At 29.1% G+C, this 24,246-nt stretch carries 26 protein-coding genes and 1 pseudogene; 23 read left to right on the top strand and 4 right to left on the bottom strand.

Translation table 11 applies throughout. The features are described 5' to 3' along the window. The first annotated feature begins 962 nt into the window (after window positions 1-962). The 3 genes from glpK (at window position 963) to F7018_RS18235 (ending at window position 3,241) form a co-directional block, all read left to right on the top strand. Window positions 963-2,444 carry a glycerol kinase GlpK gene (glpK, locus tag F7018_RS01275; RefSeq protein ID WP_150898165.1) on the top strand — a complete coding sequence of 494 codons (1,482 nt, stop codon included), beginning with the start codon at window positions 963-965 and terminating at the stop codon, window positions 2,442-2,444. A 12-nt stretch (window positions 2,445-2,456) separates the two neighbouring features. Then, window positions 2,457-2,999 carry a pyridoxamine 5'-phosphate oxidase family protein gene (locus F7018_RS01270; RefSeq protein WP_150898164.1) on the top strand — a complete coding sequence of 181 codons (543 nt, stop codon included), beginning with the start codon at window positions 2,457-2,459 and terminating at the stop codon, window positions 2,997-2,999. 104 nt (window positions 3,000-3,103) lie between these two features. Further along, entirely contained in the window at window positions 3,104-3,241 is a 138-nt protein-coding gene (locus F7018_RS18235) for a hypothetical protein (RefSeq protein ID WP_175578591.1), read from the top strand. A 93-nt stretch (window positions 3,242-3,334) separates the two neighbouring features. On the opposite strand, the gene F7018_RS01265 is transcribed toward F7018_RS18235, so the two are convergent. Beyond that, window positions 3,335-4,513, bottom strand: coding sequence for an acyl-CoA dehydrogenase family protein (locus F7018_RS01265; RefSeq protein WP_150898163.1), 1,179 nt, complete (start codon window positions 4,511-4,513; stop codon window positions 3,335-3,337). 139 nt (window positions 4,514-4,652) lie between these two features. Between F7018_RS01265 and rnpA the strand changes: the two genes are divergently transcribed. From rnpA to purD, 4 genes are all read left to right on the top strand, one after another. Beyond that, window positions 4,653-5,036 carry a ribonuclease P protein component gene (gene rnpA, locus F7018_RS01260; RefSeq protein ID WP_150898162.1) on the top strand — a complete coding sequence of 128 codons (384 nt, stop codon included), beginning with the start codon at window positions 4,653-4,655 and terminating at the stop codon, window positions 5,034-5,036. Beyond that, window positions 5,026-6,651, top strand: coding sequence for a S41 family peptidase (locus tag F7018_RS01255; RefSeq protein WP_150898161.1), 1,626 nt, complete (start codon window positions 5,026-5,028; stop codon window positions 6,649-6,651). The genes rnpA and F7018_RS01255 overlap by 11 nt, the downstream gene beginning before the upstream one ends. Before the next feature lie 42 nt (window positions 6,652-6,693). Beyond that, window positions 6,694-8,373: a DUF6909 family protein gene (locus F7018_RS01250; protein ID WP_150898160.1), complete on the top strand. Its 1,680-nt coding sequence runs from the start codon at window positions 6,694-6,696 to the stop codon at window positions 8,371-8,373. A gap of 76 nt (window positions 8,374-8,449) precedes the next feature. After that, the gene (gene purD / locus F7018_RS01245) at window positions 8,450-9,724 is read left to right on the top strand and encodes a phosphoribosylamine--glycine ligase (RefSeq protein WP_150898159.1); all 1,275 of its coding nucleotides are present in this window, start codon (window positions 8,450-8,452) and stop codon (window positions 9,722-9,724) included. A gap of 39 nt (window positions 9,725-9,763) precedes the next feature. On the opposite strand, the gene F7018_RS01240 is transcribed toward purD, so the two are convergent. Together F7018_RS01240 and F7018_RS01235 are read right to left on the bottom strand one after the other, a co-directional pair. Beyond that, window positions 9,764-10,807 (bottom strand): sensor histidine kinase, encoded by a 1,044-nt coding sequence (locus F7018_RS01240; RefSeq protein ID WP_150898158.1) that lies wholly within the window; start codon window positions 10,805-10,807, stop codon window positions 9,764-9,766. A 55-nt stretch (window positions 10,808-10,862) separates the two neighbouring features. Then, entirely contained in the window at window positions 10,863-11,561 is a 699-nt protein-coding gene (locus tag F7018_RS01235) for a response regulator transcription factor (protein ID WP_150898157.1), read from the bottom strand. A gap of 360 nt (window positions 11,562-11,921) precedes the next feature. Between F7018_RS01235 and F7018_RS01230 the strand changes: the two genes are divergently transcribed. The 8 genes from F7018_RS01230 to F7018_RS01195 all read left to right on the top strand — a co-directional run bounded on the left by F7018_RS01230 (window position 11,922) and on the right by F7018_RS01195 (window position 17,475). Then, window positions 11,922-12,638 carry a 3'-5' exonuclease gene (locus tag F7018_RS01230; protein WP_150898156.1) on the top strand — a complete coding sequence of 239 codons (717 nt, stop codon included), beginning with the start codon at window positions 11,922-11,924 and terminating at the stop codon, window positions 12,636-12,638. 70 nt (window positions 12,639-12,708) lie between these two features. After that, window positions 12,709-14,301: an alpha/beta hydrolase gene (locus tag F7018_RS01225; RefSeq protein ID WP_150898155.1), complete on the top strand. Its 1,593-nt coding sequence runs from the start codon at window positions 12,709-12,711 to the stop codon at window positions 14,299-14,301. 21 nt (window positions 14,302-14,322) lie between these two features. Further along, a complete protein-coding gene (locus tag F7018_RS01220) occupies window positions 14,323-14,928 on the top strand; it encodes an SMI1/KNR4 family protein (RefSeq protein WP_175578602.1) in 606 nt (201 codons plus the stop codon). A gap of 37 nt (window positions 14,929-14,965) precedes the next feature. Further along, window positions 14,966-15,427 carry a hypothetical protein gene (locus F7018_RS01215; protein ID WP_150898153.1) on the top strand — a complete coding sequence of 154 codons (462 nt, stop codon included), beginning with the start codon at window positions 14,966-14,968 and terminating at the stop codon, window positions 15,425-15,427. Between the two features lie 12 nt (window positions 15,428-15,439). Continuing rightward, window positions 15,440-15,643, top strand: coding sequence for a hypothetical protein (locus F7018_RS01210; protein WP_150898152.1), 204 nt, complete (start codon window positions 15,440-15,442; stop codon window positions 15,641-15,643). Window positions 15,644-15,742: 99 nt separating this feature from the next. Next, window positions 15,743-16,399: a hypothetical protein gene (locus tag F7018_RS01205; RefSeq protein ID WP_150898151.1), complete on the top strand. Its 657-nt coding sequence runs from the start codon at window positions 15,743-15,745 to the stop codon at window positions 16,397-16,399. A 25-nt stretch (window positions 16,400-16,424) separates the two neighbouring features. Beyond that, window positions 16,425-16,994, top strand: coding sequence for a Crp/Fnr family transcriptional regulator (locus F7018_RS01200; protein WP_150898150.1), 570 nt, complete (start codon window positions 16,425-16,427; stop codon window positions 16,992-16,994). Between the two features lie 58 nt (window positions 16,995-17,052). Beyond that, complete coding sequence (locus F7018_RS01195; RefSeq protein WP_150898149.1) at window positions 17,053-17,475, top strand: SRPBCC domain-containing protein; 423 nt, start codon at window positions 17,053-17,055, stop codon at window positions 17,473-17,475. Here the strand turns inward: F7018_RS01195 and F7018_RS01190 are convergent. Then, complete coding sequence (locus F7018_RS01190) at window positions 17,472-18,362, bottom strand: LysR family transcriptional regulator (protein ID WP_150898148.1); 891 nt, start codon at window positions 18,360-18,362, stop codon at window positions 17,472-17,474. The two genes, F7018_RS01195 and F7018_RS01190, sit on opposite strands and share 4 nt — an antisense overlap. 129 nt (window positions 18,363-18,491) lie before the next feature. On the opposite strand from F7018_RS01190, the gene F7018_RS01185 reads away from it, so the two are divergent. From F7018_RS01185 to F7018_RS01150, 8 genes and pseudogenes are all read left to right on the top strand, one after another. Then, a complete protein-coding gene (locus F7018_RS01185) occupies window positions 18,492-18,881 on the top strand; it encodes a nuclear transport factor 2 family protein (protein WP_150898147.1) in 390 nt (129 codons plus the stop codon). Window positions 18,882-18,924: 43 nt separating this feature from the next. After that, window positions 18,925-19,647, top strand: a pseudogene (bla, locus tag F7018_RS18715) (subclass B1 metallo-beta-lactamase); the annotation flags it as partial. Between the two features lie 650 nt (window positions 19,648-20,297). After that, window positions 20,298-21,227 carry a hypothetical protein gene (locus F7018_RS01175; protein WP_150898145.1) on the top strand — a complete coding sequence of 310 codons (930 nt, stop codon included), beginning with the start codon at window positions 20,298-20,300 and terminating at the stop codon, window positions 21,225-21,227. Between the two features lie 76 nt (window positions 21,228-21,303). After that, a complete protein-coding gene (locus tag F7018_RS01170) occupies window positions 21,304-21,891 on the top strand; it encodes a hypothetical protein (RefSeq protein ID WP_150898144.1) in 588 nt (195 codons plus the stop codon). A 103-nt stretch (window positions 21,892-21,994) separates the two neighbouring features. Further along, window positions 21,995-22,222: a DUF7660 family protein gene (locus tag F7018_RS01165; RefSeq protein WP_150898143.1), complete on the top strand. Its 228-nt coding sequence runs from the start codon at window positions 21,995-21,997 to the stop codon at window positions 22,220-22,222. Further along, window positions 22,219-22,602: a hypothetical protein gene (locus tag F7018_RS01160; protein WP_150898142.1), complete on the top strand. Its 384-nt coding sequence runs from the start codon at window positions 22,219-22,221 to the stop codon at window positions 22,600-22,602. Before F7018_RS01165 ends, F7018_RS01160 begins: the two co-directional genes overlap by 4 nt. 18 nt (window positions 22,603-22,620) lie before the next feature. Beyond that, complete coding sequence (locus F7018_RS01155; RefSeq protein ID WP_150898141.1) at window positions 22,621-23,367, top strand: hypothetical protein; 747 nt, start codon at window positions 22,621-22,623, stop codon at window positions 23,365-23,367. A 16-nt stretch (window positions 23,368-23,383) separates the two neighbouring features. Further along, the gene (locus F7018_RS01150; RefSeq protein ID WP_150898140.1) at window positions 23,384-24,223 is read left to right on the top strand and encodes a LytR/AlgR family response regulator transcription factor; all 840 of its coding nucleotides are present in this window, start codon (window positions 23,384-23,386) and stop codon (window positions 24,221-24,223) included. Window positions 24,224-24,246 lie beyond the last annotated feature (23 nt).

Genomic DNA, 24,246 nt, shown 5'->3' with positions numbered 1-24,246 from the left:
AACTAAACCTTCTAGATAAAAAATCTGGAAGGTTTTTTTATATAATAAGCCTATGTAAAAAAGAGTTTTACAAAAAATAAACTTTTGCGGAAATCCACACTAAACACTGCATAAATCCCCTTTTTACAAAAACTAAACCATCATACATTTGTAACATCGAATTTCAACTCATAGTGAAAACCGATATTTAAGGGGAAAAAACTAAACCTTCTAGATAAAAAATCTGGAAGGTTTTTTTATGGTTAATTTTTTCAAAAAAATCATAAACTTACCTTAAATCTTTCTTTTATTATATCATTCTCTTTCAAATAAATAAAAATCTCTTGTATATTTGTTATATCGAATTTCAACTCGTAATTGAAAAACGATTTTTAAGGGGAAAACTAAACCTTCTAGATGTGTCTGGAAGGTTTTTTTATTATAAAAACATATATTTTAAAAGTTTTATCAATTGCGGAAATCCACAATTTTTAATTCGTTAATCCCCTTTTTATAATCCTAAAGCTGTTATACATTTGTAACATCAAATTTCGATTCATAACGGAAAATGATATTTAAAGGGGAAATTAAACCTTCTAGGCACATCTGGAAGGTTTTTTTTTGATTAAAAAACTAACTACCAATAACTTACATACGGAAATTCACATCTTACTTTGCGGTTATCCCCTTTATAAAACAAAATACCTGACTTACATTTGTAATGTTCTTTTGAACAAAACATTAAGGGGAATTATTAAAAACCAGTAAAAAATGGGGAAATTTTTACAAAAAGCTACTGAGATTTTAAATGCATTTTTATCATCTTTATCAGAACTTGGTAAAGGAGCTAGCTATGCTTTAAGACACTAGTAGTAACTAACTAAGGGATAAAAACCTTCCTGATAAAATTATCAGGGAGGTTTTTTATTTCCCAAACTTTAAATTGTAAATTGCTATTTTAAATTACTCATCAAAATTGTTAAATGGCAAAGTATATTCTAGCATTAGACCAAGGCACTACAAGTTCTCGTTCTGTTATCATTAATGAATCTGGAGAAATTATTGGAATAGATCAACAAGAATTTTCGCAAATATTTCCACAATCAGGATGGGTAGAACATGATGCAGAAGAAATTTTAACTACGCAACTTTCTACTCTAAAAAATGTTATTCAAAAAGCAAATATACCCCCAAATGAAATTGCTGGAATTGGTATTACAAATCAGAGAGAAACAACTGTAGTATGGGACAAAAACACAGGAAAACCTATATATAATGCTATCGTTTGGCAAGATAAAAGAACTGCAAATATTTGTGAGTCTTTAAAAGGAAAGGGACTAGAAAACCATGTTCGTAAAACCACTGGATTAGTAATTGACAGTTATTTTTCTGCTACAAAAATTAACTGGATACTAAATAATGTAAAAGGAGCAAAAATAGAAGCAGAAAAAGGAAACTTATTATTTGGAACTATTGATACATGGTTGTTATGGAACTTAACAAAAGGAAAAGTCCATGCAACAGATTATAGCAATGCTTCTCGCACGATGCTTTATGATATTAAAAATTTATGCTGGGATGATAAATTATTACAAGAATTAGATATTCCAAATTCTATGCTCCCTGAAGTAAAACCTTCTTCATTTCACTTTGGAAATTATGAATTAGAAGGTCATCAAATTCCAATTGCTGGAATTGCTGGCGATCAACAGGCTGCTTTATTTGGACAAGCTTGTTTTCATAAAGGTGAAGCAAAAAACACCTATGGTACAGGCTGCTTTATGTTGATGAATACTGGAGAAAACTTAGAGTTTTCTAAAAACGGCTTATTAACTACAATTGCATGGGGAATTGATAATAAAATAAACTATGCCCTTGAAGGAAGTGTTTTTGTAGCTGGATCAGCTATACAATGGTTACGTGATGGTTTACAAATTATAAATAACGCTGAAGAAAGTGAGTCTTTCGCAAAAAGTATAGAAGATGAAAACCCAGTATATGTTGTTCCTGCTTTTGCTGGCTTGGGAGCTCCTTACTGGGATATGTATGCTAGAGGTGCTATTTTTGGTTTGACTAGAGATACTGGTAAAAATCATTTAATAAAAGCAACTCTCGATGCTCTTGCTTATCAAACAAAAGACACATTAGATGTAATGCAAAAAGATAGCGCTATCGAATTAACTTCTTTAAAAGTAGATGGTGGCGCATGTGCGAACAATTATCTAATGCAATTTCAATCGGATATTTTAAACACAAAAGTTGAACGACCAGAAATTATCGAAACTACCGTAATGGGCGCTGCTTATTTAGCAGGTATTTGTGTTGGTTTATGGAAACAAGAGGATATTTTAAACAGGAGAAAAATCAATAATATATTCTCTCCCAACTTCACTTTAGAAAAAAGAGAAAGATTATATAAAAAATGGCAAAAAGCTGTAGAACGCACTAAAGATTGGATTGATTAAAAAATAAAGCATATGGCAAAGTTTTATGACAAAATAAACTCTAGAATTCAGAAATTTATAGAAGCACAAAAAGTCTTTTTTGTAGCTACAGCACCAAAAAATGGGCGCATTAATTTATCTCCAAAAGGAATGGACTCTTTCCGTGTACTAAACGAAAATAGAGTTGCCTGGTTAAGTGTAACAGGTAGTGGTAATGAAACCTCAGCACACTTACTAGAAGACAATAGAATTACTATTATGTTTTGTGCTTTTGAAGGAGCTCCTAATATTCTGCGTTTATATGGAAAAGCTAAAGAAATTTTACCAGATGACACTGAATGGGCTTCATTAATTTCATTATTTCCAAAGCTCTCTGGAACGCGACAAATTTTTGATGTAACTATTGAAAGCGTTCAAACATCATGTGGGATGTCTATTCCTTTTTATGAATATAAAGAAGAGAGAAATCAGTTACTAGATTGGGCAGACGAAAAAGGTAAAAACGGTATTGAGCAATACTGGAAAGACCGCAACCAAGTAAGTATAGATGGTTTAAGCACGAAGTTTAAAGAATAAGCATAACATAAATTGCACTTTTTCACAATTTACTTCAAACCCTGATAAAAATCATATTTTAAATAAATACATACAACTACTTTTGGGGTATTAAAGTAAATAAAATGATACAATTGATTAATACTCCTTTAGTTTCTTGGACAAACGGCACAATTATGATCGCAGTATTTGGAGTTGTTTGTGTAGGATTAATTACTACTCTCTTAATTCTCGTAAATGGTGGTGAGAAAAAAAAGAAGTAGTTACGGGTTGTATTTTTAGTTTTTAATAGTTGATTTAGAAGAAGTGCTCGTTTTTGATGTGTTGGTGGTTTAACTCAAGAGCACTTCTTCTTACTATTTAAAGGCATTTAATCCTGTAATATCTAAACCTGTAATTAGTAAATGAACATCGTGGGTTCCTTCATAAGTAATTACACTTTCTAAATTCATTGAGTGTCTCATAATAGAATACTCCCCAGAAATTCCCATAGCCCCCAAAACTTGTCTTGCTTCTCTAGCTATTTGTAAAGCCATTTCTACATTATTTCGTTTTGCCATAGATATTTGAGCAGAAGTAGCACGTCCTTCATTTTTTAAAACTCCTAATCTCCATGTTAGTAATTGTGCTTTGGTTATTTCGGTAATCATCTCAGCCAATTTCTTTTGTTGCAGTTGAAACTGTCCAATTGGCTTACCAAACTGAGTGCGCTCTTTAGCATAACGTAAAGCGGTATCATAACAATCCATTGCAGCACCTATAGCACCCCAAGCAATTCCGTAACGAGCAGAATCTAAACACAACAACGGTGCACCTAAACCAGATTTGTTGGGTAATAAATTTTCTTTAGGAACTTTAACATTATCAAAAATAAGCTCTCCAGTAATAGAAGCTCTTAGTGACCATTTATTATGAGTTTCAGGAGTTGAAAAACCTTCCATTCCTCTTTCAACAATTAAACCATGAATACGTCCTTCTTCATTTTTCGCCCAAACTACAGCTACATCACAAATAGGAGCATTAGAAATCCACATTTTAGCTCCATTTAATAAATAATGGTCGCCCATGTCTTTAAATTTAGTTTCCATTCCTCCTGGATTTGATCCATGATTAGGCTCGGTTAATCCAAAACTTCCCATCCATTCACCAGATGCTAATTTTGGTAAATATTTTTGACGCTGTGCTTCTGTTCCATAATTAAAAATAGGGCCCATTACTAAAGAAGATTGAACCGAGGCCGTGGATCTAATACCACTATCTCCACGCTCTAATTCTTGCATAATTAACCCATAAGAAATTTGGTCTAATCCTGCTCCTCCATATTCTTCAGGTATATAGGAACCAAAAGCTCCAACTTCAGCTAATCCACTAACTAATTGAGTTGGAAAAGTTGCGTTTTGTGCCGTCTCTTCAATAATTGGAGATAAATTTTTCTTTACCCATTCACGGGCAGTATCACGAACAAGTTTATGTTCGTCAGTTAACAAATCATCAGCTTGATAATAATCAGGTGCTTGAAATAAATCTGGTTTCATAAGTTTTTTTTACGTTAAATACTGATTTTGTATGTGTTGATGATTGATAAATTAATTATCCTAGTTTTATTTAATAGTATAGACTCAAAAATACTCAAAAAAATGGTTATTAGTACAGGTTTACGTATGTTTGTATTAGATGAGATTTACATTAGGACAGCAAGAACGATTAAAGAGTAAAAAGTTATTAGGAAAACTTTATGAAGAGGGAAAAGCGATAAAAGTATTTCCTCTTCGAATGGTTTATATACAAACGGAACATACTTCAAAATTCCCTGCACAAGTAGGTGTATCGGTTCCTAAAAGAAACTTTAAAAAAGCTGTAGACAGAAACCGAATAAAACGCTTGTTAAGAGAAATTTATCGAAAAGAAAAACATACTGTTTACAACGGAATAGATAAGCCTTATGTGTTTATGATTTCTTATATTGCAAGAGATGAATGGAAATATGCCGATATTGAGCATAAAATGAAGAAGTTATTAACGCTTTTTACAGAAGAAATTACCAAAGATGAAAAATAAAAAAATACTTTTTTTTGGTTCCCTAATTGTTATTTCATTTTTATTCTCGTTTCAGTCTCGCTTTTTTGAGATTGCTAAGCAAATAGAAATTTACAACAATTTGTTTAAGGAATTAAACATCAATTATATTGATGAAATTAACCCTGGTGATTTAACCGATAAGGCTATTAAAAACACCTTAAAAAACTTAGATCCTTATACTAATTTTTATAACGAACAAGATGTAGAAGATGCCCGTATTCGCAGAGAAGGAGAGTATGGAGGTATTGGCGTTTCTACTTTTTACACAAAACAAGGAATCGTAATTGCTGAAATATATAAAGGTTTTTCGGCAGACAAAGCAGGTATGAAAGCTGGAGACATTATTACCGATGTCAATGGTCAAAAATTAGCTGATTTAGAAAAAAGTCAATACTCACAACTGTTGAAAGGAACTCCAGACAAAGAACTTTCTTTAATTGTTAATAGAAATAATAAGAATCAAACGGTTAATTTAAAACTAGATAAAGTTATTGTAAATCCAGTTCCTTTTTATGACATGATTGATGAGGAAACAGGCTACATTATTTTAACCAGATTTACAAGTCAAAAAGCTACACAAGGAGTTAAAGATGCTTTTAATGAGTTAAAAGATAGAGGAATGAAAAAATTAGTTTTTGACTTACGTAGTAATCCTGGAGGTTCTTTATTTGATGCAGTAAACATTACAAATTTATTTATTCCAAAAGGTTTAAAAGTTGTAGATACTCGCGGAAAAATTAAGAAAAACAGTAGAACTTATAAAACTAGTAGAGAGCCTTTAGACGCACAAATTCCAATCGTTGTTTTAATAAACGATCGTTCTGCGTCTGCTTCAGAAATTGTATCAGGAGCATTACAAGATTATGATCGTGCGGTAATTATGGGAGAACGTTCATTTGGTAAAGGTTTAGTACAACGTTATTTTAACTTGAACTATGGAACGCAAATGAAAGCAACTATTTCTAAATATTACACTCCTAGTGGTCGTTGTATACAAGAATTAGATTATGCTAATAGAGATTCTAAAACAGGAAAAGTTCCAAAATTTTCCGACGGTCCTGTAAACACATTTACTACAAAAAATGGACGTAAAGTATACGATGGTGGTGGAGTAACTCCAGATATTCGCATCGATATATCTGAAAAATCTGAGGAAACAAAAAAACTTTTAAAATCGAAAGCTATATTTAATTTCGTGACAGATTTCACTTATAAAAATCCTAGTTTCTCTACAGAAAACTATACTTTTAAATCTGCCGATTTTAATACCTTTAAAAACTATTTACTTACACAAGACACTGCTTTTGTAACAAAGAGTGAAAAACTTTTCAAAAAAGCTTATTCATCAGTAGAAAATGAGGAGAAACTTTCATCAGAATACAATGCTATTCTTAAAAAATTAAAAAAAGAGAAAGTTCAAAAAATCGCTGTAAACGAAGATCTTTTATCAAACAAAATTCAAAACGAAATAATAAAAAGATACACCTATCAGGAAGGAATGTTTAAGCACCAACTAAACAATGATCCTACTATTAAAAACGCAGTTAATTTGTTAAAAAACCAGCAAAAATATAGCGGTATTTTAACAAAATAATATGCATTACATAATTTGTATCTTTGCCTTTTAAAAAAATATATGTCAAAACCTAATCATAAAGAACGTACCAGAGCTCAAGAATCTACAAATGCCATAGAAAAGTTATACATTTCAATGCGTCATTTATTTAGTCGTGGATTTTATAAGCCAATGGGAGTTTCTGGAGAAACGTTACGTAAATCCTTATTACAATTACGTCCTGAAATTTATGGATCAATCGCTGAAAACAAAACCGAATTAAATGGTTTGGTTTATATTATTGAGCGATTACCTGAAGGTATTGAAGAATGTCAATACATCTACTTAACTGCAGATGAAGGGTATAGAAATTCAAAATTCAAAGCAATAGTTCCTCCAAAGAGAAGAAGAAATTGTTATCGTATTGACAAGGATCAAATGAATATTGAAATTACTCGTGGTCGTTCTGAAATTTATGATATACTTACACATCTTACCTTTTTATTTATTGAATCTCATAAAATAAAAGATCGTGTAATTATTAATAACGGTGAAAGTTTTATTAGAGAATGGCTTCAATTAGAAGACATTGTTTTAAATAACAAAACACTTACCGATGAAGAAAAAGATGTAATTGTTGTACATCTAGGAAACATCTTAGGTAGAACTTATGACGAGGTATATGATGTTTACAATACTTTTTCAACAGAAGAAAACCCTAATAGATTTTTCCATTTAATTTACTGGTTAGGAAAACTCGCTATCAATGAAGAATTATACGAACAAAAGCGTTCGGTAAAATTCAGTTCAGTATTAATTGAAGAAATAGGACACCATTTTTATGGAGAAATTTGGGCAAACAGCATTAAAAAAGTTTTAGTAGATAATGATTTATTAGAGCGTCCTATTCATATTATTAGTGCAAACATGCACAGTGTTATGAATAGTATTTATGCTCAAAATGCCTTACCTGATGAAGTTAAAAAACATAAAGGTTTTGAACTTTTTGAAGTATTGAGTAATGCTAACAGTCAACCACTACAAAAAGCAGTTAAAAACTATGCTTCAGAAAATGGGTTGATATATATTAAAGATACATCTGGAACAAACATTAATGTTCAAGTTATTGATACTGAAAAAATAAACTTTGACACTACTTCTTTTGAAAAGAAGAACTCTGTTGGAGAAAAACCAGTAATCATTGTAATGGATTATGCATTTGGAGAGCAAGCATATGAAACAATGGACGAGTTATTAAAACCATATAAAATAGGAGATAAATCTGTTCATTTAGATGTAGTTTCTGTTTCTATAATGGGTAAAGCTGGTATTTTAGAAGGAGGTAAAGGAGATATTATGATTCCTTCTTCTCATATTTTTGAAGGTACTGCCGACAATTATCCTTTTAATAACGAATTAACCAAAGAAGATTTAGAAGGGTTTGGAGTACAAGTATTTGATGGAGCTATGGTAAGTGTGCTAGGAACATCATTACAAAACAAAGACTTGTTAAAATTCTTCCACGATTCTACATGGAATGTAATTGGATTAGAAATGGAAGGAGCTCACTATCAAAAAGCAATTCAATCGGCTTCAAAAATTAGAGGAAACGTTAGAGAAGATATCAAAGTAAGATATGCATACTATGCTTCGGATAACCCATTAGAAACTGGTGCAACACTAGCTTCGGGTGGTTTAGGAATGAGCGGAGTAACACCAACATATGCAATTACACAAAAAATATTAGAACAAATATTTTAAACAATTAAAAGGCTATTTTTTCAAATAGCCTTTTTTCTTATTCTATATTTGCAACAACAACACAACAACACATAAAATGAACATTCTAATTTTAGGATCAGGTGGTAGAGAGCACGCCTTTGCAAAGAAGCTTTCTGAAAGTAATAAAATTCAAAACTTATTTGTAGCACCTGGTAATGCAGGAACAAACTCAATAGCTACAAATATCAATATCAATCCAACCAATTTTCAGCAAGTAAAAGAAACAGTATTACAACACAATATTAATATGGTTGTGGTAGGTCCAGAAGCACCATTAGTAGCAGGTGTTCATGATTTCTTCTTAGCTGATGATGATTTGAAAAACATCCCTGTAATTGGTCCTAAAAAAGACGGTGCCTTATTAGAAGGAAGTAAAGACTTCTCTAAGCAATTCATGATTAAGCACAATGTTCCAACTGCTAAATATGAATCGTTTACAAGTGATACTTTGGCGCAAGGAAAAAGCTTTTTAGAAACCTTAACGCCTCCATATGTACTAAAAGCCGATGGTTTAGCTGCTGGTAAAGGTGTTTTAATTTTAAACAATTTAGAAGAAGCAAAATCGGAACTTGAAGAAATGCTTTCAAATCAAAAATTTGGAGAAGCGTCATCAACGGTAGTTATTGAAGAGTTTTTAAAAGGAATAGAACTTTCTGTATTTGTTTTAACAGATGGTAAGAGTTATAAAATATTACCTTCTGCAAAAGACTATAAAAGAATTGGAGAAGGAGATACAGGTTTAAATACAGGCGGAATGGGTGCTATTTCCCCAGTTCCTTTTGCTACTGATGATTTCCTTCAAAAAGTAGAAGAACTAGTCGTAAAACCAACAATAAATGGTTTACAGAAAGAAGGAATAGATTACCGAGGATTTATTTTTATTGGATTAATGAACGATAATGGAAATCCTTCAGTAGTTGAATACAATGTTCGTATGGGGGATCCAGAAACAGAAGTAGTTTTACCAAGAATAGAATCGGACTTAGTCGATTTATTTGAAGGAGTTGCCAATCAGACTTTAAATGAGAAATCATACGAAGTAACACCGCAAACTGCAACTACAGTAATGCTAGTTTCTGGTGGGTATCCTGAAGCTTACGAAAAAGGAAAAACTATTACAGGTTTTGATACTATTGATGATTCAATTGTTTTTCATGCAGGAACAACTGTAAAAGATGGAGAAGTGGTAACAAATGGAGGAAGAGTAATGGCAATTACCTCTTTTGGTGATTCTATTGAAGATGCCCTAAAAAAATCATATAAGAATATTGATAAAATAACTTTCGATAAAATTAATTATCGAAAAGATATTGGATTCGATCTAGTATAAATAAAAAAAGAAGGAGTTGAAAAATCAACTCCTTCTTTTTTACATTGCTTTTTCTAAAGTAAAAGAAAATTCTGATCCTTTACCAAAATCACTTTTTAATAAAATTGTCTCATTATGAGCTTCAATAATATGCTTTACAATAGACAATCCTAAACCAGAACCACCTTGTTCTCTTGAACGACTTTGATCTACACGATAAAAACGCTCAAATAAACGAGAAACATGTTCTTGTTTTATACCTTCTCCATTATCGGAAATTTTAATAATAAACTTATTAGGATTGTATGTTTCTATACTAACTGTAGTTGCACCTCCAACTTTTCCGTATTTTATAGAATTTACAATTAAATTAATTAAAACCTGCTCTATACGTTCTACATCACCTTTTACAAAATGAGGAAATTCATAAATTCGATCAAACATTAAAGTTATGTTTCTCTTTTTTGCTTTCATCTCAAATAAATCAAAAACATTTTGAATCAGCTCAAGAATATTAAATGTTTCAATATTCATTTTCATTCCTTCAGTTTCTAATTTAGCAATCATGTCTAAATCTTTGATAATAGAAGTTAATCTTTCAACACCTTTATTCGCTCTGTTTAAATACTTTGTACGAATTTCTTCATCTTCAGCAGCTCCTTCAATTAAGGTTAAAATATATCCTTGAACAGTAAAAAGAGGTGTTTTTAACTCGTGAGCAACATTCCCTAAGAAATCTCTACGAAAAGAATCTCTTTGAGTTAACAATGCTATTTCCTCACTCTTACCTTCAACATATTTTTGAACACTTTTTGTAAGTGCTTCAACATCGGTTGTTACTTTTTTCCTTTCCAAATCATTTACATCTAAAATGGAAATGTCCTGATATAACTTTTTAACACGTTGATAAATAAAATATTCAGCTCGGTATTGGATAATAAAAAATGATATAATAAACATTACAACACCAAAAACAAGCACAGTACCTATTCCTAATAAATTAATTAAGAACAAATAAGAAAGTAATGCTATAACGACTGAAATAATCGTAGAATATAATGACGACCAAAGTGCGTATTTGTATGTTTTTTTAATTTTTTTCATTATAAAAAAATAGATTGCCAATTAAGCAATCTATATAAATATTTTAAAGTTTAATTTATTTTTCTGCTCCTTCCAAAACAAATTTATAACCAACTCCTTTTACAGTTTTAAAGTAATCATCGCCGATTTTCTCTCTAAGTTTTCTAATATGAACATCAATTGTACGTCCTCCTACTACAACTTCATTACCCCAAACGCTATCTAAAATAACTTCTCTTTTAAATACCTTTCCTGGTTTAGATGTTAATAATGAGAATAATTCAAATTCTTTTCTTGGTAAAGCTATTTTTTTATCTCCTTTAAACACAACATACTCATCTCTATTAATAATAATATCTCCAATCTTAGTTGTTGTATCAACAGATTCTTCTGTTTTCAAACGTCTTAACAACGATTTTACCTTACTTACTAAAACTTTTGGTTTTACTGGCTTGGTAATATAATCGTCAGCACCAGCATCAAAACCTGCTACTTGTGAATAATCTTCACCTCTAGCTGTTAAAAAAGAAATAATAACATCTTCTAACGGCTTAATATTTCTAATCTTTTCACACGCTTCAATACCATCCATTTCTGGCATCATTATATCTAATAATATTAAATGTGGATGTATTTTTTTAGCAGTCTTTACAGCTTCATTACCATTACTGGCAGTAAAAACCTGATAGCCTTCTGATTTTAAGTTATAACCTACTATTTCTAAAATATCAGGTTCGTCATCAACTAATAAAATTTTAATATCATTCGTATTCATAGATCATTTGTATTGTGTTATCCAAAAGTAACCATAAAATTATAAATCGTTCGCTCTCTTATTGAACTTAACATTCATTTAATCTTTAATAAACCTTTGCTTAAATAGTTAATAGAAAAATTAAGCTGTAATTTTTTGTTTTTTGTATCTTTATAAAAATTGTTTACTATGAAACTTATTCCTTTATTTGATGAAATATTTTCTAAAACTAAAGAAGTCTTTATTAATAAGTTTAGAAAAGAAATTCCTAACCTGTAAACAAAACCCTTCTTTAATATTATTTAGTTTATAAAATCTCCACAAAAAAAACGAAGAATTATCTTTAAAATACGAGTATTTATATTTTAATAAAAAGAAAAAATGTTGAATAAAATTAATCTTCAAAATATCTTGTTCTTAGATATTGAAACTGTTCCAGAAGTAGAATTATTTTCTGATTTATCCGAAGAAAAACAAGAGTTATATGCTTTAAAAACACAATACCAACGAAAAGATGAAATCAGTGCCGAAGATTTTTATCATCGTGCTGGTATATGGGCAGAGTTTGGAAAAATAATATGTATTTCTGTTGGATATTTTGTTGACAAAAAAGATGAAAGTCAGTTTAGAGTAACTTCTTTTTATGGTGATAATGAAGTTAAAATATTAACCAATTTTAAAAACTTACTTAATCAACATTTTAATTTAAACAAACATCTTTTATGTGCTCATAATGGAAAAGAATTTGATTTTCCTTACATAGCTCGGAGGATGATAATCAATCGCATTGAATTACCTAAAAAACTAAACTTATTTGGTAAAAAACCATGGGAAGTTCCCCATTTAGATACTTTAGATTTATGGAAGTTTGGTGATTATAAACATTATACTTCTCTAAAATTATTAACTTCTATTTTAGACATTCCATCACCCAAACAGGATATTGATGGAAGCGAAGTAGCTAACGTATATTATAAAGAGAAAAACTTATCTCGTATTGTTGACTATTGTGAAAGAGATACCATAGCAGTGGCACAGCTTTTATTGCGTTTTTTAAACAAACCTATTTTAGAAACAAAAAACATTGTAACAATATAACATAAAAGTTTAAAACAAATTATAATCAAAACCGTTATCTATAAATCAAAACCGCTCAAAAAAAGAATAAATGAACAGTCATTTTAAATTTACAATCTTAACGCTTTTATTATTTCTAATAAGCTTCCAGAATACAATTTTAGCACAAAAAGGAAAAGAACTAGTTGTAAATACTTCCCTAGAAAAAGCTATTTCAGCAGGCGAAAATCATATTTATACTGCACAATTAGATAATGGGATGGCCATTATAGGAAAAGTAACTCAAAAAGGAATAGACCTTGTTGTAGATGTATATAAACCAAGCGGAGAGCTTTTAAAACAAATCGATAGTCCAAATGGCACAAACGGAGACGAACCAATTGATATTACAGCCAATCAATCAGGTATATATAAATTTGTGATTCGTTCATTAGATAAAAATGCAAAAAGAGGAAAATACTCATTGACAGTTAAACGGGTTTTAAGTCTTCAAGACAATACAAAACGAATTGCTAAAAGGGAGTTGCCTACAGAAACCTTATATAATTTGTGGGAATCTTCACTTACCAATAACAAAGCAATTGATGCTTTCATTGCTAAACACCAACAAAAACATATTATAGAACCTATTAAAGGGAGTACAACTCATATGTTAGTCACTTATTTTTGTGTACCTAATAAAAACACAGAATATGTAATGTTAAGTGGAGGGCCAGACTTCTTAGGTTTACGTTTTCAAAAACTACCTAATACCAATCTGTTTTTTGTTACACAGAGAGTTCCTAAAGATGCTCGTTTTAATTATGGTTTTAACTATTTTAATTTAGATAAAGCTGGACCTAACGGGGAAATTGAATCTAGAACTGTAGAGCATGCTTATGACGGAACAATCGAAATGCCAAATGCTCCAAAACAATCTTATATTACAGAAAGAGAAAATGTAAAAAAAGGAACTTTACTTCCTACTACTATAAAAAGTAAATATCTAAACGAAGAAAGAAAAATAACCATTCATACACCTGCAAATTACGATGCTAAAAAGCCTCACAATTTATTAATTGTTTTTGATGGAGAATCATATGGAGCAAGGTTAAATCGAAGATCAAGGATACCTACCTCAACTATTATAGACAACCTTATTGCTGACAAAAAAATTACACAAACAGTAACTATTTTGGTATGGGCAATGGGAAAAAGAAGTAGAGATTTAATCAGTGAAAAGTTTGGAGATTTTATAGCGAAAGAACTTATTCCTTGGACACGTTCAAAATACAATATTCATTCTACACCAAATAACATAGTTTTAGCAGGTTCAAGTAGAGGAGGTTTTGCTGCTAGTTATATTGCTTTAAGATATCCAAACATTATTGGTAATGTACTTTCGCAATCGGGTTCATATTGGATTAAAGGGACAAAAAATGAAAACCATTGGATATATCCTGAAGACAATGGAAAACTAATAAATTTATACAAACAAAGTAAAAAATTACCTATTCGTTTTTATATGGATGTTGGACTTTATGATGCAGGAGCTTCAATGCTAGGAATGAATAGACAATTCCGAGATATTCTCGAAATAAAGGGGTATCAAGTAGATTATCATGAATTTAAAGGAGGACATAATTATGTTAATTGGAGAGGTACACTTGCCAATGGATTGATTTCTTTAATAGGAACTAAATAGCATCAATAAAAAACTATGAAAATGAATAAATACATACATATAGTACTATATATCGTTCTTTTAAGTTCTTGTACTTTGAAAAACAATAAAGTAAATACTGAACAAAGTGTTGGTATGGAAATTCAAATACAAGAATTGATAAAAATACTAATCGAAGATTCTAAACTACATGAAAAAATTGGTCCTAAATTAACCAATACAGAAATTCAAAAAATAGAAAACGATCTTGGACTAAAATTACCTCCTTCATATAAATTCTTTTTAAAAGAATTTGGTAATGGAGCATATTGGTTGTATGCGAACCCGATAGATGATATAAAACAAAAAAGCTTCTTAAGTACATATAGAGAAGGATTAGGAGAAATAATTGAATTAATAGGAGAAAAAGAATTAAAAGTAAACACATTACTTAGTCTAATGTCTGAAGACTCTAACGGAGGAGCATGGGTTTGGTTAACTTCTGAAAATTCAGAAAATGGTGAATGGTCTTTAGCTTATTATAGTATGGATGACAAAAAGCTACATTATAAAGTGAAAAATTTTGCTGAATGGTTAAGATTACTTATTAAAAACAAAAGTGAAGTTATTAGAGCTCTTGATATAGAAAATAAATTAGGGTTAGGATAATCCTCTTTTAAAAAATTTATTAAACAATATTTAAAAAATGAATAAATTACGCTTAACAGTATATACTATATCTATTTTGATATCGCTTGTAATCATAGCTGATTTTGTTTTACCAGGAAAAGTTATAACTGACAAAATTGCTAACATTCAAAAGAGCTTAGAAGAATATTACAATGCAGGCGGAAACTATCATTATTCATATAAAATAAGCACAGATAAACACGAGTTTTCTGTTACAGAAGAATTTGCTGTATTGGTAAAAGAAAATGAAGAAATAGAATATTCAGTTTCTCAAATATTTAAAAAAGTAAACTGGTATAAACAGCCTAATTCAGATAACAAATCGTTTTATTCATTAAGAATAGTAACCGGACTCGTACTTCCATTATTAGTTATTCTTTCAATATTTATAACTTATCGATATAAAAAGAAAATGAATACACTGTTATTTGTACTTCAAACCTTATTGATAGCTGATCTGATATTTTTAATTGTATAAACCAAAAATATTATGAAAAATAAGTTTGCTAATTGGAAAAAAGAAATTGATGAAATATCTAATTCTATTTGGAAAATAACTTTAACTCATACATTGGGACCAACTGTAGAAAAAACTGGAAATGATTTAGAACAACTTGAAAAAGAGACTGAATTATTAGTAACCCAAATGAATAAACAAATCGAAAAGAAACAAACACAAAATAAATGTTCATAATATATCTAACTTATAAAACAGAATTAGAAAAATAGATTAATTTCTAAACGAACATATTGAGTTTTTTTTATAAAACAATTATCATAACTGCTAACTAAAATGAAAAATATTATAAACTTTTTAATTTGTGTAACATCTTTCATTTCTTATTCGCAAATCGGAATAATTAAAGATAAAGATGGTTTCACAAATGTTAGAAAGGCTACAAGTATAAAATCTAAAATAGTATACAAATTAAAGGAAAATGAAGCTTTTTGGTTTAATGATATTGGAGAAGATTGGATTGAAGTATTTATTCCTCAAGATAAATTTAGTGTTGAGGATACTAACGATTTAATGATAGGAGGTTACATTCATAAATCTAGATTACAAAAAATCGAAAACCTTCCTACTGCTAATCAAAATGAAGTAAAATTTGAGTACATATTTAGAAAATTTAAAAGGGAAAACCATATTGATAATGGAGATGGGAAATTTGTAACAAAAATTGATGGAAGAAAAATTTGGGGAACGGACGGGAATTATCCTAAAGTTGAAATTGAAAAAATAAATACATCAATAAGTAACAAAATTATAGAAATTCATAAAGTTTTATTTCTCGATTTATTTGAGTGTGATACAAATATTAACAAATATAAAAATGGTAACACCTACTTTATCTACCAAAATTGTAGTGATGGTGCTGGAGGTTATGAATTACTATGGGTCATAAATAAAAATGGCCTAACTCAACGCTTAGTTGGTTCTATAATATAGAATGACAAATCAAAAACATTTAAAATTGACCGAACTAGAAAATTATATTAAATCCTACTTTGGAATAACAAACCAAAACTTAGACAAAATAACATCGCTTTTTAACGAGTCTGAGCTTAAAAAAGGAGAATATTATACTAAATCAGGACAATACTGCGAAAAACTAAGTTTTGTAAAAAGTGGATATATTAGGCTTTTTGCTAAGGCTAATGACAAAGAAGTAACACAATGGATTGCTGCCAAAGGACATTTCTTAACAGAGTTATACAGTTTTAATTTTAAACAAAGAGCTAGGTGGAATATACAAGCATTAACCGACTGTGAACTATACATCATAAATAAAGAAAATTATGTTCTTTTGAATAATATAGTTCCAAATTGGGCTGAAATAGAAAAGCAATTTATGGCAAGTTGTTTTATCCAATTAGAAGATAGAATTTTTAGTCATTTATCTCTTAATGCAGAAGAACGCTACCATCAATTTTTTGAGAATAATAAGGAGCTTTTTAATCAAGTTCCTTTACAATATCTTGCTTCAATGTTAGGAATGTCACCAGAAACATTTAGTAGAATACGAAACAAGAAAAATTCTTGATTTTTGTCAAGAGCATCACTTCAATTTCAATCTAGCTTTGTTATATAATTCAAACAATATGGCAAAGCAAATCACAACCTCAATTACTATTAACGCTAGCAAAGAGAAAGTTTGGAACATTCTTATGGACTTTGAGAATTACTCCAAATGGAACTCCTTTATTAAAGCTATTTCGGGAGATTTAAAAGTTGGAAACAAAATTCATGTGGAACTATCTGGAATGACTTTCAACCCTGTAATTAAAATATTGGATAAAAACCTAGAATTAAAATGGCTTGGTAGTCTCTGGTTTAAAGGGCTTTTTGATGGAGAGCATAAATTCAAACTCACAGACAACGGAAATGGAACTACTTATTTTGAACAAAGTGAAATCTTTAGTGGAATATTGGTTCCTTTATTTTCAAAAAGTTTAGATACAAATACTAAAGCAAATTTTGAACAAATGAATAACGAATTAAAATTACGAGCAGAGAATATTTAGCCCTTCGAAAAACTATCTTGAAAATTCGATATAAAATCGTGAATAAATTTCTTCGATGTATCTGCTGTACGAAAAACCAAATAGTGCTTTCTTTTTAAGCCATTTTTGCTAATTCGTTTAAAAACCAAATCATCAGAAATTTTGAATGATTTAACCGCCCATTGAGGCATGCATAATATTCCCATATTTGCATTAACCATTTCCAAGGCAACTTCTGTTAACGGAATCGCTGAAATCTTTTTAGGAATTATTTTATTTGGTTTTAAAAAGCGTTCATAAACAGAAACCGTTTCTAAAGGAAAAGAATGAATAATTAAGTGAAGATTAGTGAAATCATTTATATCTAAAAAATCCTTTTTACTAAAAGGGTTTTCTTTATGCATAATAGCAAAAACCTCATCTTCATAAACTTCAATACTCGATAAAGTATCATTCTCAGGTTTAGAGGTAACAATAGCAATATCAATTTCATTAGATAAAATTTTAGGTATAGGTTGATGTGTAGCTTCTAAAATTAAATCAATAGTAATTTCAGGATATAGAAGTCCCATTTTTTGTACAAAAACAGGAAGACCTTGATAAAAACTATAACACTCAGTACTCAATTTAATGGTACCAACAGATCCCATTCTTAACTGCTCAATATTCCGAAAACCATTTTCAATACTTTCAAGGATTTCGTTACCTAATTTGTATAGCTCAGCTCCTTCATCAGTCAATTTCCATCTATTTCGACTTCTAAGAAAAACCTTAAAACCTAAGCGTTCCTCTAATTCTCTTAATTGATGACTCAAAGCCGATTGTGTTAAAAACAATTTATTAGCAGAATTGGCAATACTACCTTCTTCAACAATTGTTTTAATAAGTCTAAAATACTTGATTTCCATGTCACACAAAGTTAACGATTTAGAGGTTAAAGCTTAGTTGAAAAAAATTCAGTTAAGAAATAAAAACCTTCAATTTCGAAATTCAAAACACCACTACTTTCAAACTAATTTTACAAAAAGATTAAAATTATGTCGAAGCAAAAAAACAATACAACAAACAACTTACTAAAAGCAGTACAAACCTATTTCAATGCAATTCATTATTGCGACACTAAAAAATTAAATCAAATATTTCACAAAAACTCCAGCCTTTTTGATGTAGATGAAGAAAAAGTTTTTGTAGAACCAATAGCAAGTTTTAGCAAAGATGTGGGAGAAAGAATATCGCCAGCGAGCAAAGGACAAAAATTAACAGCTGAAATTTTAATGATTGATTGGTTATCACCAGCATGTGCAACAGTCAAAATAAGAATTAGAGCACATAAAAACGTATTTGTAGATCACCTAGGATTTGTAAACGGAGAAGAAGGATGGCAAATAGTTTCTAAAATATGGCACCTCGAAAAAGTAATCAATTAAAACTGCTTTTTAAGTATATTCGCTATAAACAAAAGATAGCAAAATGAAATCGAAATTACTTTTCACTTTACTTATAATCTTTTTTATTTCTTCATGTAAAAAAGAGCCAAAAAACTATGAATCAGAAACATTAAAAATAAAACAAGTAGCCAACAATGTTTATCAGCATATATCATACTTAGAAACAGAAAGCTGGGGGTCAGTTCCGTGCAATGGAATGATATATTTAAATGAAAACGAAGCAATTATATTTGACACTCCAACCAATAAAAAAGCTACAGAAGAACTAATAAACTGGATAGGAAAGAGAAAAGTTACAGCAGTAATAGCAACGCATTTTCATATTGACTGTTTGGCAACTTTAGAACAATTTCATGCAAAAGGAATAAAGTCTTATGCTACCAAACAAACAATTGAACTTGCCAGAGCAAACAACGAAAAAGTACTGCCACAAAATGGTTTTGAAAAAGAAAAAGAATTTCAAATAGGCAATAAAACAATACTAGCAAAATACTATGGAGAAGGACATACAAAAGATAATATCGTTGGTTATGTACCGTCAGAAAAAGTATTGTTTGGGGGCTGCTTTATAAAACAAGTAAAAGCACCTAAAGGCAACTTAGAAGATGCCAATACCTCAGCATGGCCAACAAGTGTAAAAAAACTAAAAAAAGAACTAACAGATATAAAAGTAGTTATACCAGGGCATGGAAAAAGCGGCGGAACAGAACTCTTAGATTATACCATAAAACTATTCGAAAAAAAGAAGAAAAAATATGTATTCTTCTTACACAATCGATTTTTAGAAGAACACGATTTAGAAGAATCACATCCAGAATATGGAAGAACAGAATACAAAGAAATAATAGCAGCATTCGAAAAAAGAAAATTAACAGTAATAAGTGAACAAAGAAAAGGCAATGTAAATGCAAGGGAATATGCATCGAGGATTGTTAATCAAATAGACAGTTTAGTTACAAATGGGGCTAAACCAGAGCATATAACAGTTATAGGAACTTCAAAAGGAGGCTATATAGCACAGTATGTATCAACCTTGGCAAATAATCCAAAATTGAATTTTGTATTTGTAGCAAGTTTTCAAAATAGCGATTTAGAAAATATTCCAGAAATAAACTTTTGTGGAAATATTTTAAATATTTATGAAAAAACAGATCCATTTGGGCAATCAGCCATCAAGCGAAAACAAAATTCTACATGCGAAATAGCACATTTTAAAGAAATAGAGCTGCATACGGGAATGAAACATGGTTTTCTATTCAAACCATTAAAAGAATGGATAGAACCATCAGCAAAATGGGCTAATGGAAATTATGAAATCGAGTAAGGAATTGTAGAAAATGAAAAGCACTTAAACTAACTTTAAAAACATATTATAATTTTATACAAAAATCTGTTATGAAAAAGGTATTCATTTTGATAGGTTTTATTCAAACTATTTCTGCACAAATTGAAAATAATAAGAATCTCATTTTAAAAAACAAAGTAAAAGAATCGTTTGAAATACATTGTTTTTCAGGCTCAAACTCAAGTTGCACCTCAATTACAGAAAAATACGATAGAAAAGGGAACTCTATTGAATGGAATATGGGACGACTTGGTATGATTCGTAGAAATATATATAACAAAAACAATTATAAAATTCTTACACTTTATATCGACAAATTAGATTCAACAAAAATAGACTCAATCCCTTATATATTTGATAAAAATAATCAATTAACACAGGAAGGAGAAAATAAGTTTGAGAACTTTTATAATTCTAAAAAACAACTAATAAAACAAATAACTAAAAATCACGACAATAAGAAAAAGATAATTCAAAAAACAAAAACGATAGCATGGACTAGCTTTGAAAAAGTGAAAAAAGAAACTATCGAAACCCTTCTATTTGAAACAACAAAACCTACAAAATATAAAAAGTTAGATATCTCTTATGTAGAATATGAATATGACAAAAAAAAGAATCTAATCAAAGAAATTCATTATAAAAACAATGTCATAATAAATACAATTATTTACACTTACGATTCATCAAATAGACTAATAGAAAAAAGAGAAAAAGATATCCAAGAAATTGAACTTTTAAATGACATCAAATTTAGTAAAAGAGAAGATATCAATGAGTTAATTACAAAAATTTCATATAATAAAAATGGATCTATAAAAAGTAAGTATACGTATTTTAGTGACCCTTGTATGGGATTAGACGACCATTATTTATACAAACATTTCTATCTTAAAAATGGGCTATTGAAAAAAGCAGATGTATATAAAAAAAGTGATTTAATTTTTACTATAACTTATCAATATGAATATTATAAATAAGAATAATAGAATCAAGAGATAGCAAACCTAATTAAAAAACAGGGTTTATATTTGAATAAACATCAACCTAATAGCTATGAAAAGAAGCATTTTTACTTTAGTTATAATACTACAAGTATTTAATTTATGTAGTCAAAATATACAACAAAAGCTAATCAATAATAAACCAATTTATTCGAGCGATTCAGAAATAAGAGTAATAAATAACACAAAAAGTATCTATCTAAATCAAAGTCCTATAGGAATTTTTGTAAATGGAAACTTTATAGGGAATCAATTATCCTTATACTTTATAAATTCAGATAAAATAGAAACGCTAAAAGTAGAAAAGAAGAGTTTTGAAAAAAACGGAACCGCCTACGATGGTAAGATTCTAGTAGAAATGAAATCAGGTTATAAACCAAACTTTATAACATTAAAAAGCCTTACAGAAAAATATTTGACTTTGAATAAAAATCCAATACTCTATCAAATAAACGAAAAAGTACTGGAAAGTAATAAAACCGAATTTCTAATAGATGAAAACTTTATTTTAAAAATCATTCCAACCAAAATAAAAACATCAAACAATAAAATAAAAATCAATCTAATACAAATAATAACCAAAACAGCTGATAATATTAAAAAAGCAAATGAGATAAGGATTAAAGGAAATAAAAATTAGAAATACTTCTTAAAATCAACAGTACAATTCTACACTTGAAATACTAATCTACATTAGGTATATTGGGCTTACAAAAACTGAAAAAGAAATATTAGAAAACACAATGACTAGAATTGAATTTATAGACTTTTTAAAAGAGTTTAGAAAAGATTTAAAAGAAAATAAATCTGATTGGGAGAATAAGACCTTAGAAGATTTCATAGAGGCAATGGAGGCATATACAGAAGATATTCAAGGCTACTATGATAATATGAAAATGAATATTGATGCAGACAAGCCTACCTGGCAAAACTTCAAAACAATATTAGAAGGAGCAAAAATATACGAATGAAAGAAAAGTTTTCAATAGGAGATTATAATTTCTCCATAGATCGTAACGAAAGTACTATTGAAATAAATGAAAATCAAATAACTGATTTAACCATAAAAGCAGATGAAAATGTCTTCGATCTGTTATGTGATAAAGAAAATTTTGAATTCAGCTATGGATTATATTCACCAGAATTTTATGCACATCAAATAGATTTAGGTAAAAGTAAACAAATTGTTATCAACGAACAAAATCAAAATAACTATGAAATAGCATTATATTTTATGGAACATAATAATGTTGATGTTAATATAAGTATTCTGAATAATTGGATTATAATTTTAGGAAAAACCTATATCAACGGAAAAAAATACCCTTTAGAAATAAAACTTTGTTTATAACAAATTGCTACTTCCTAGATGAAAAATAAAATATTACATTTCTTATTTATTACCATTATTCTTATATCGTGTAATAAATACTCACGAGATAAATATCCTCAATTAGTTTCAAAGTTAGAATCCTATAAAAACATTAACAGCTGTTATTCTGCTGAATTAAATACTTTAGACAAAATTCCAACTGACATACATAATAGCATAAAAGCTTACTTCAAAAAAAGGTTAGGAGATTCAATCTTTCAAAAACTGGAATTTAAAAACGTTGATGTATTCTCAAATAAGCCTATTAAAATTAAGAGAAATTCAGATGATATCGTATCTCTTTTAGGACAACTAAAAGAAAAAGAAGAATGTGATACCATCATAGCATTTCCTATATATTCAGCAACATATCACTTAAAAAAACCAGAAATCGGAATCGAAAAAATTGGATTGAATTTAATGCTAGATAAAAATGGAAAAATAATTAAAGGCATTCAATTTCCTACAATTGAAGTATTCAATAAAACAATACCAATAGACTCGGTACATTCAGAGTTAATTCGTAGAAAAATTCCATATAAAAAACTAAATATAGAATTATGGTTTGATAAAAAAACTAAATCTTTTATTTGGGAAACAAATACGTTAGTTAGAAATGGAAGTATTTTTGGACCTAGTTGTTTTCCAGAAGTAAAACATCATTTTAAAATGAATGCTACAACAGGGGAAATAACGGAATACGATTCTGAAAAGGTAGAAAAATATTTTACTTATGAATATTAAAACAATCTTCTAATCCATGAGTTTTATACAACCAACCAAGAATACAATAAAAACAGTATGGCATAAATTTATCAATAGTACTACATGGTATTGGTTTCAGAAGGTAACCATATTAATTTTTTTCTCTTTAGTTGTAAATCATTTAGCTAAACGCGAAAGTTTTCCAACTAGTGAATCGTATAGGTTTCCTATAGAAGGGTTTCTTTCAACAATTATTTTATCAATTCTTATTGGAATCATAGCAGACTTTAATTTCAAATATTATAAGAAAAAACATTTCTCAAAAAAGGTAGATATAAAAACTATAGCCCGGTTTATAATTTCAACACTAGGGTATATAGCAATCATGTATATACCTGTAAATATCCTTTTAAATATAATTGCAGTAGGACAAATAGGAGTATTTTATTATTTATTAATCGGATTACTAATCACCTTACTAATATGTTTTATTTTCATCAGCTTATTCTACGCACAAGACATCTATAGTTTATATAAGTTTTCTTTAAAAGATGCAGAAATAACTATAGAAAATGCCACAAAAATAACAAAGCTTACTTATGAAAATATTAGATGTTTTTATATTGAAAATAAAATTGTTTTTGCAGTACAAAATGATGGAACAACAATTAATACCGATTTTACATTAAATGAACTAGAGGAAAAAATAAACGACCAGTTATTTTTTAGAGCCAATCGTAAAATTATCATTCATAAAAATGCAGTAGATTTAGTTAAAAAAATTGAAAATGGTAAGTTGCTAATTAAGTTAAAAACAACATTTGAAAATGATGCAATAGCCGAAATTAATATCAGTCGTTACAAACGAAAAGCATTTTTAAATTGGTATCAATAAAAGATATCGACTATTCAGTAAAA

Source organism: Tenacibaculum aiptasiae, assembly GCF_008806755.1.
GTDB lineage: Bacteria > Bacteroidota > Bacteroidia > Flavobacteriales > Flavobacteriaceae > Polaribacter > Polaribacter aiptasiae.
Note: the sequence above shows the minus strand (reverse complement) of the source record. Positions and strands in the feature narration are given on the sequence as shown.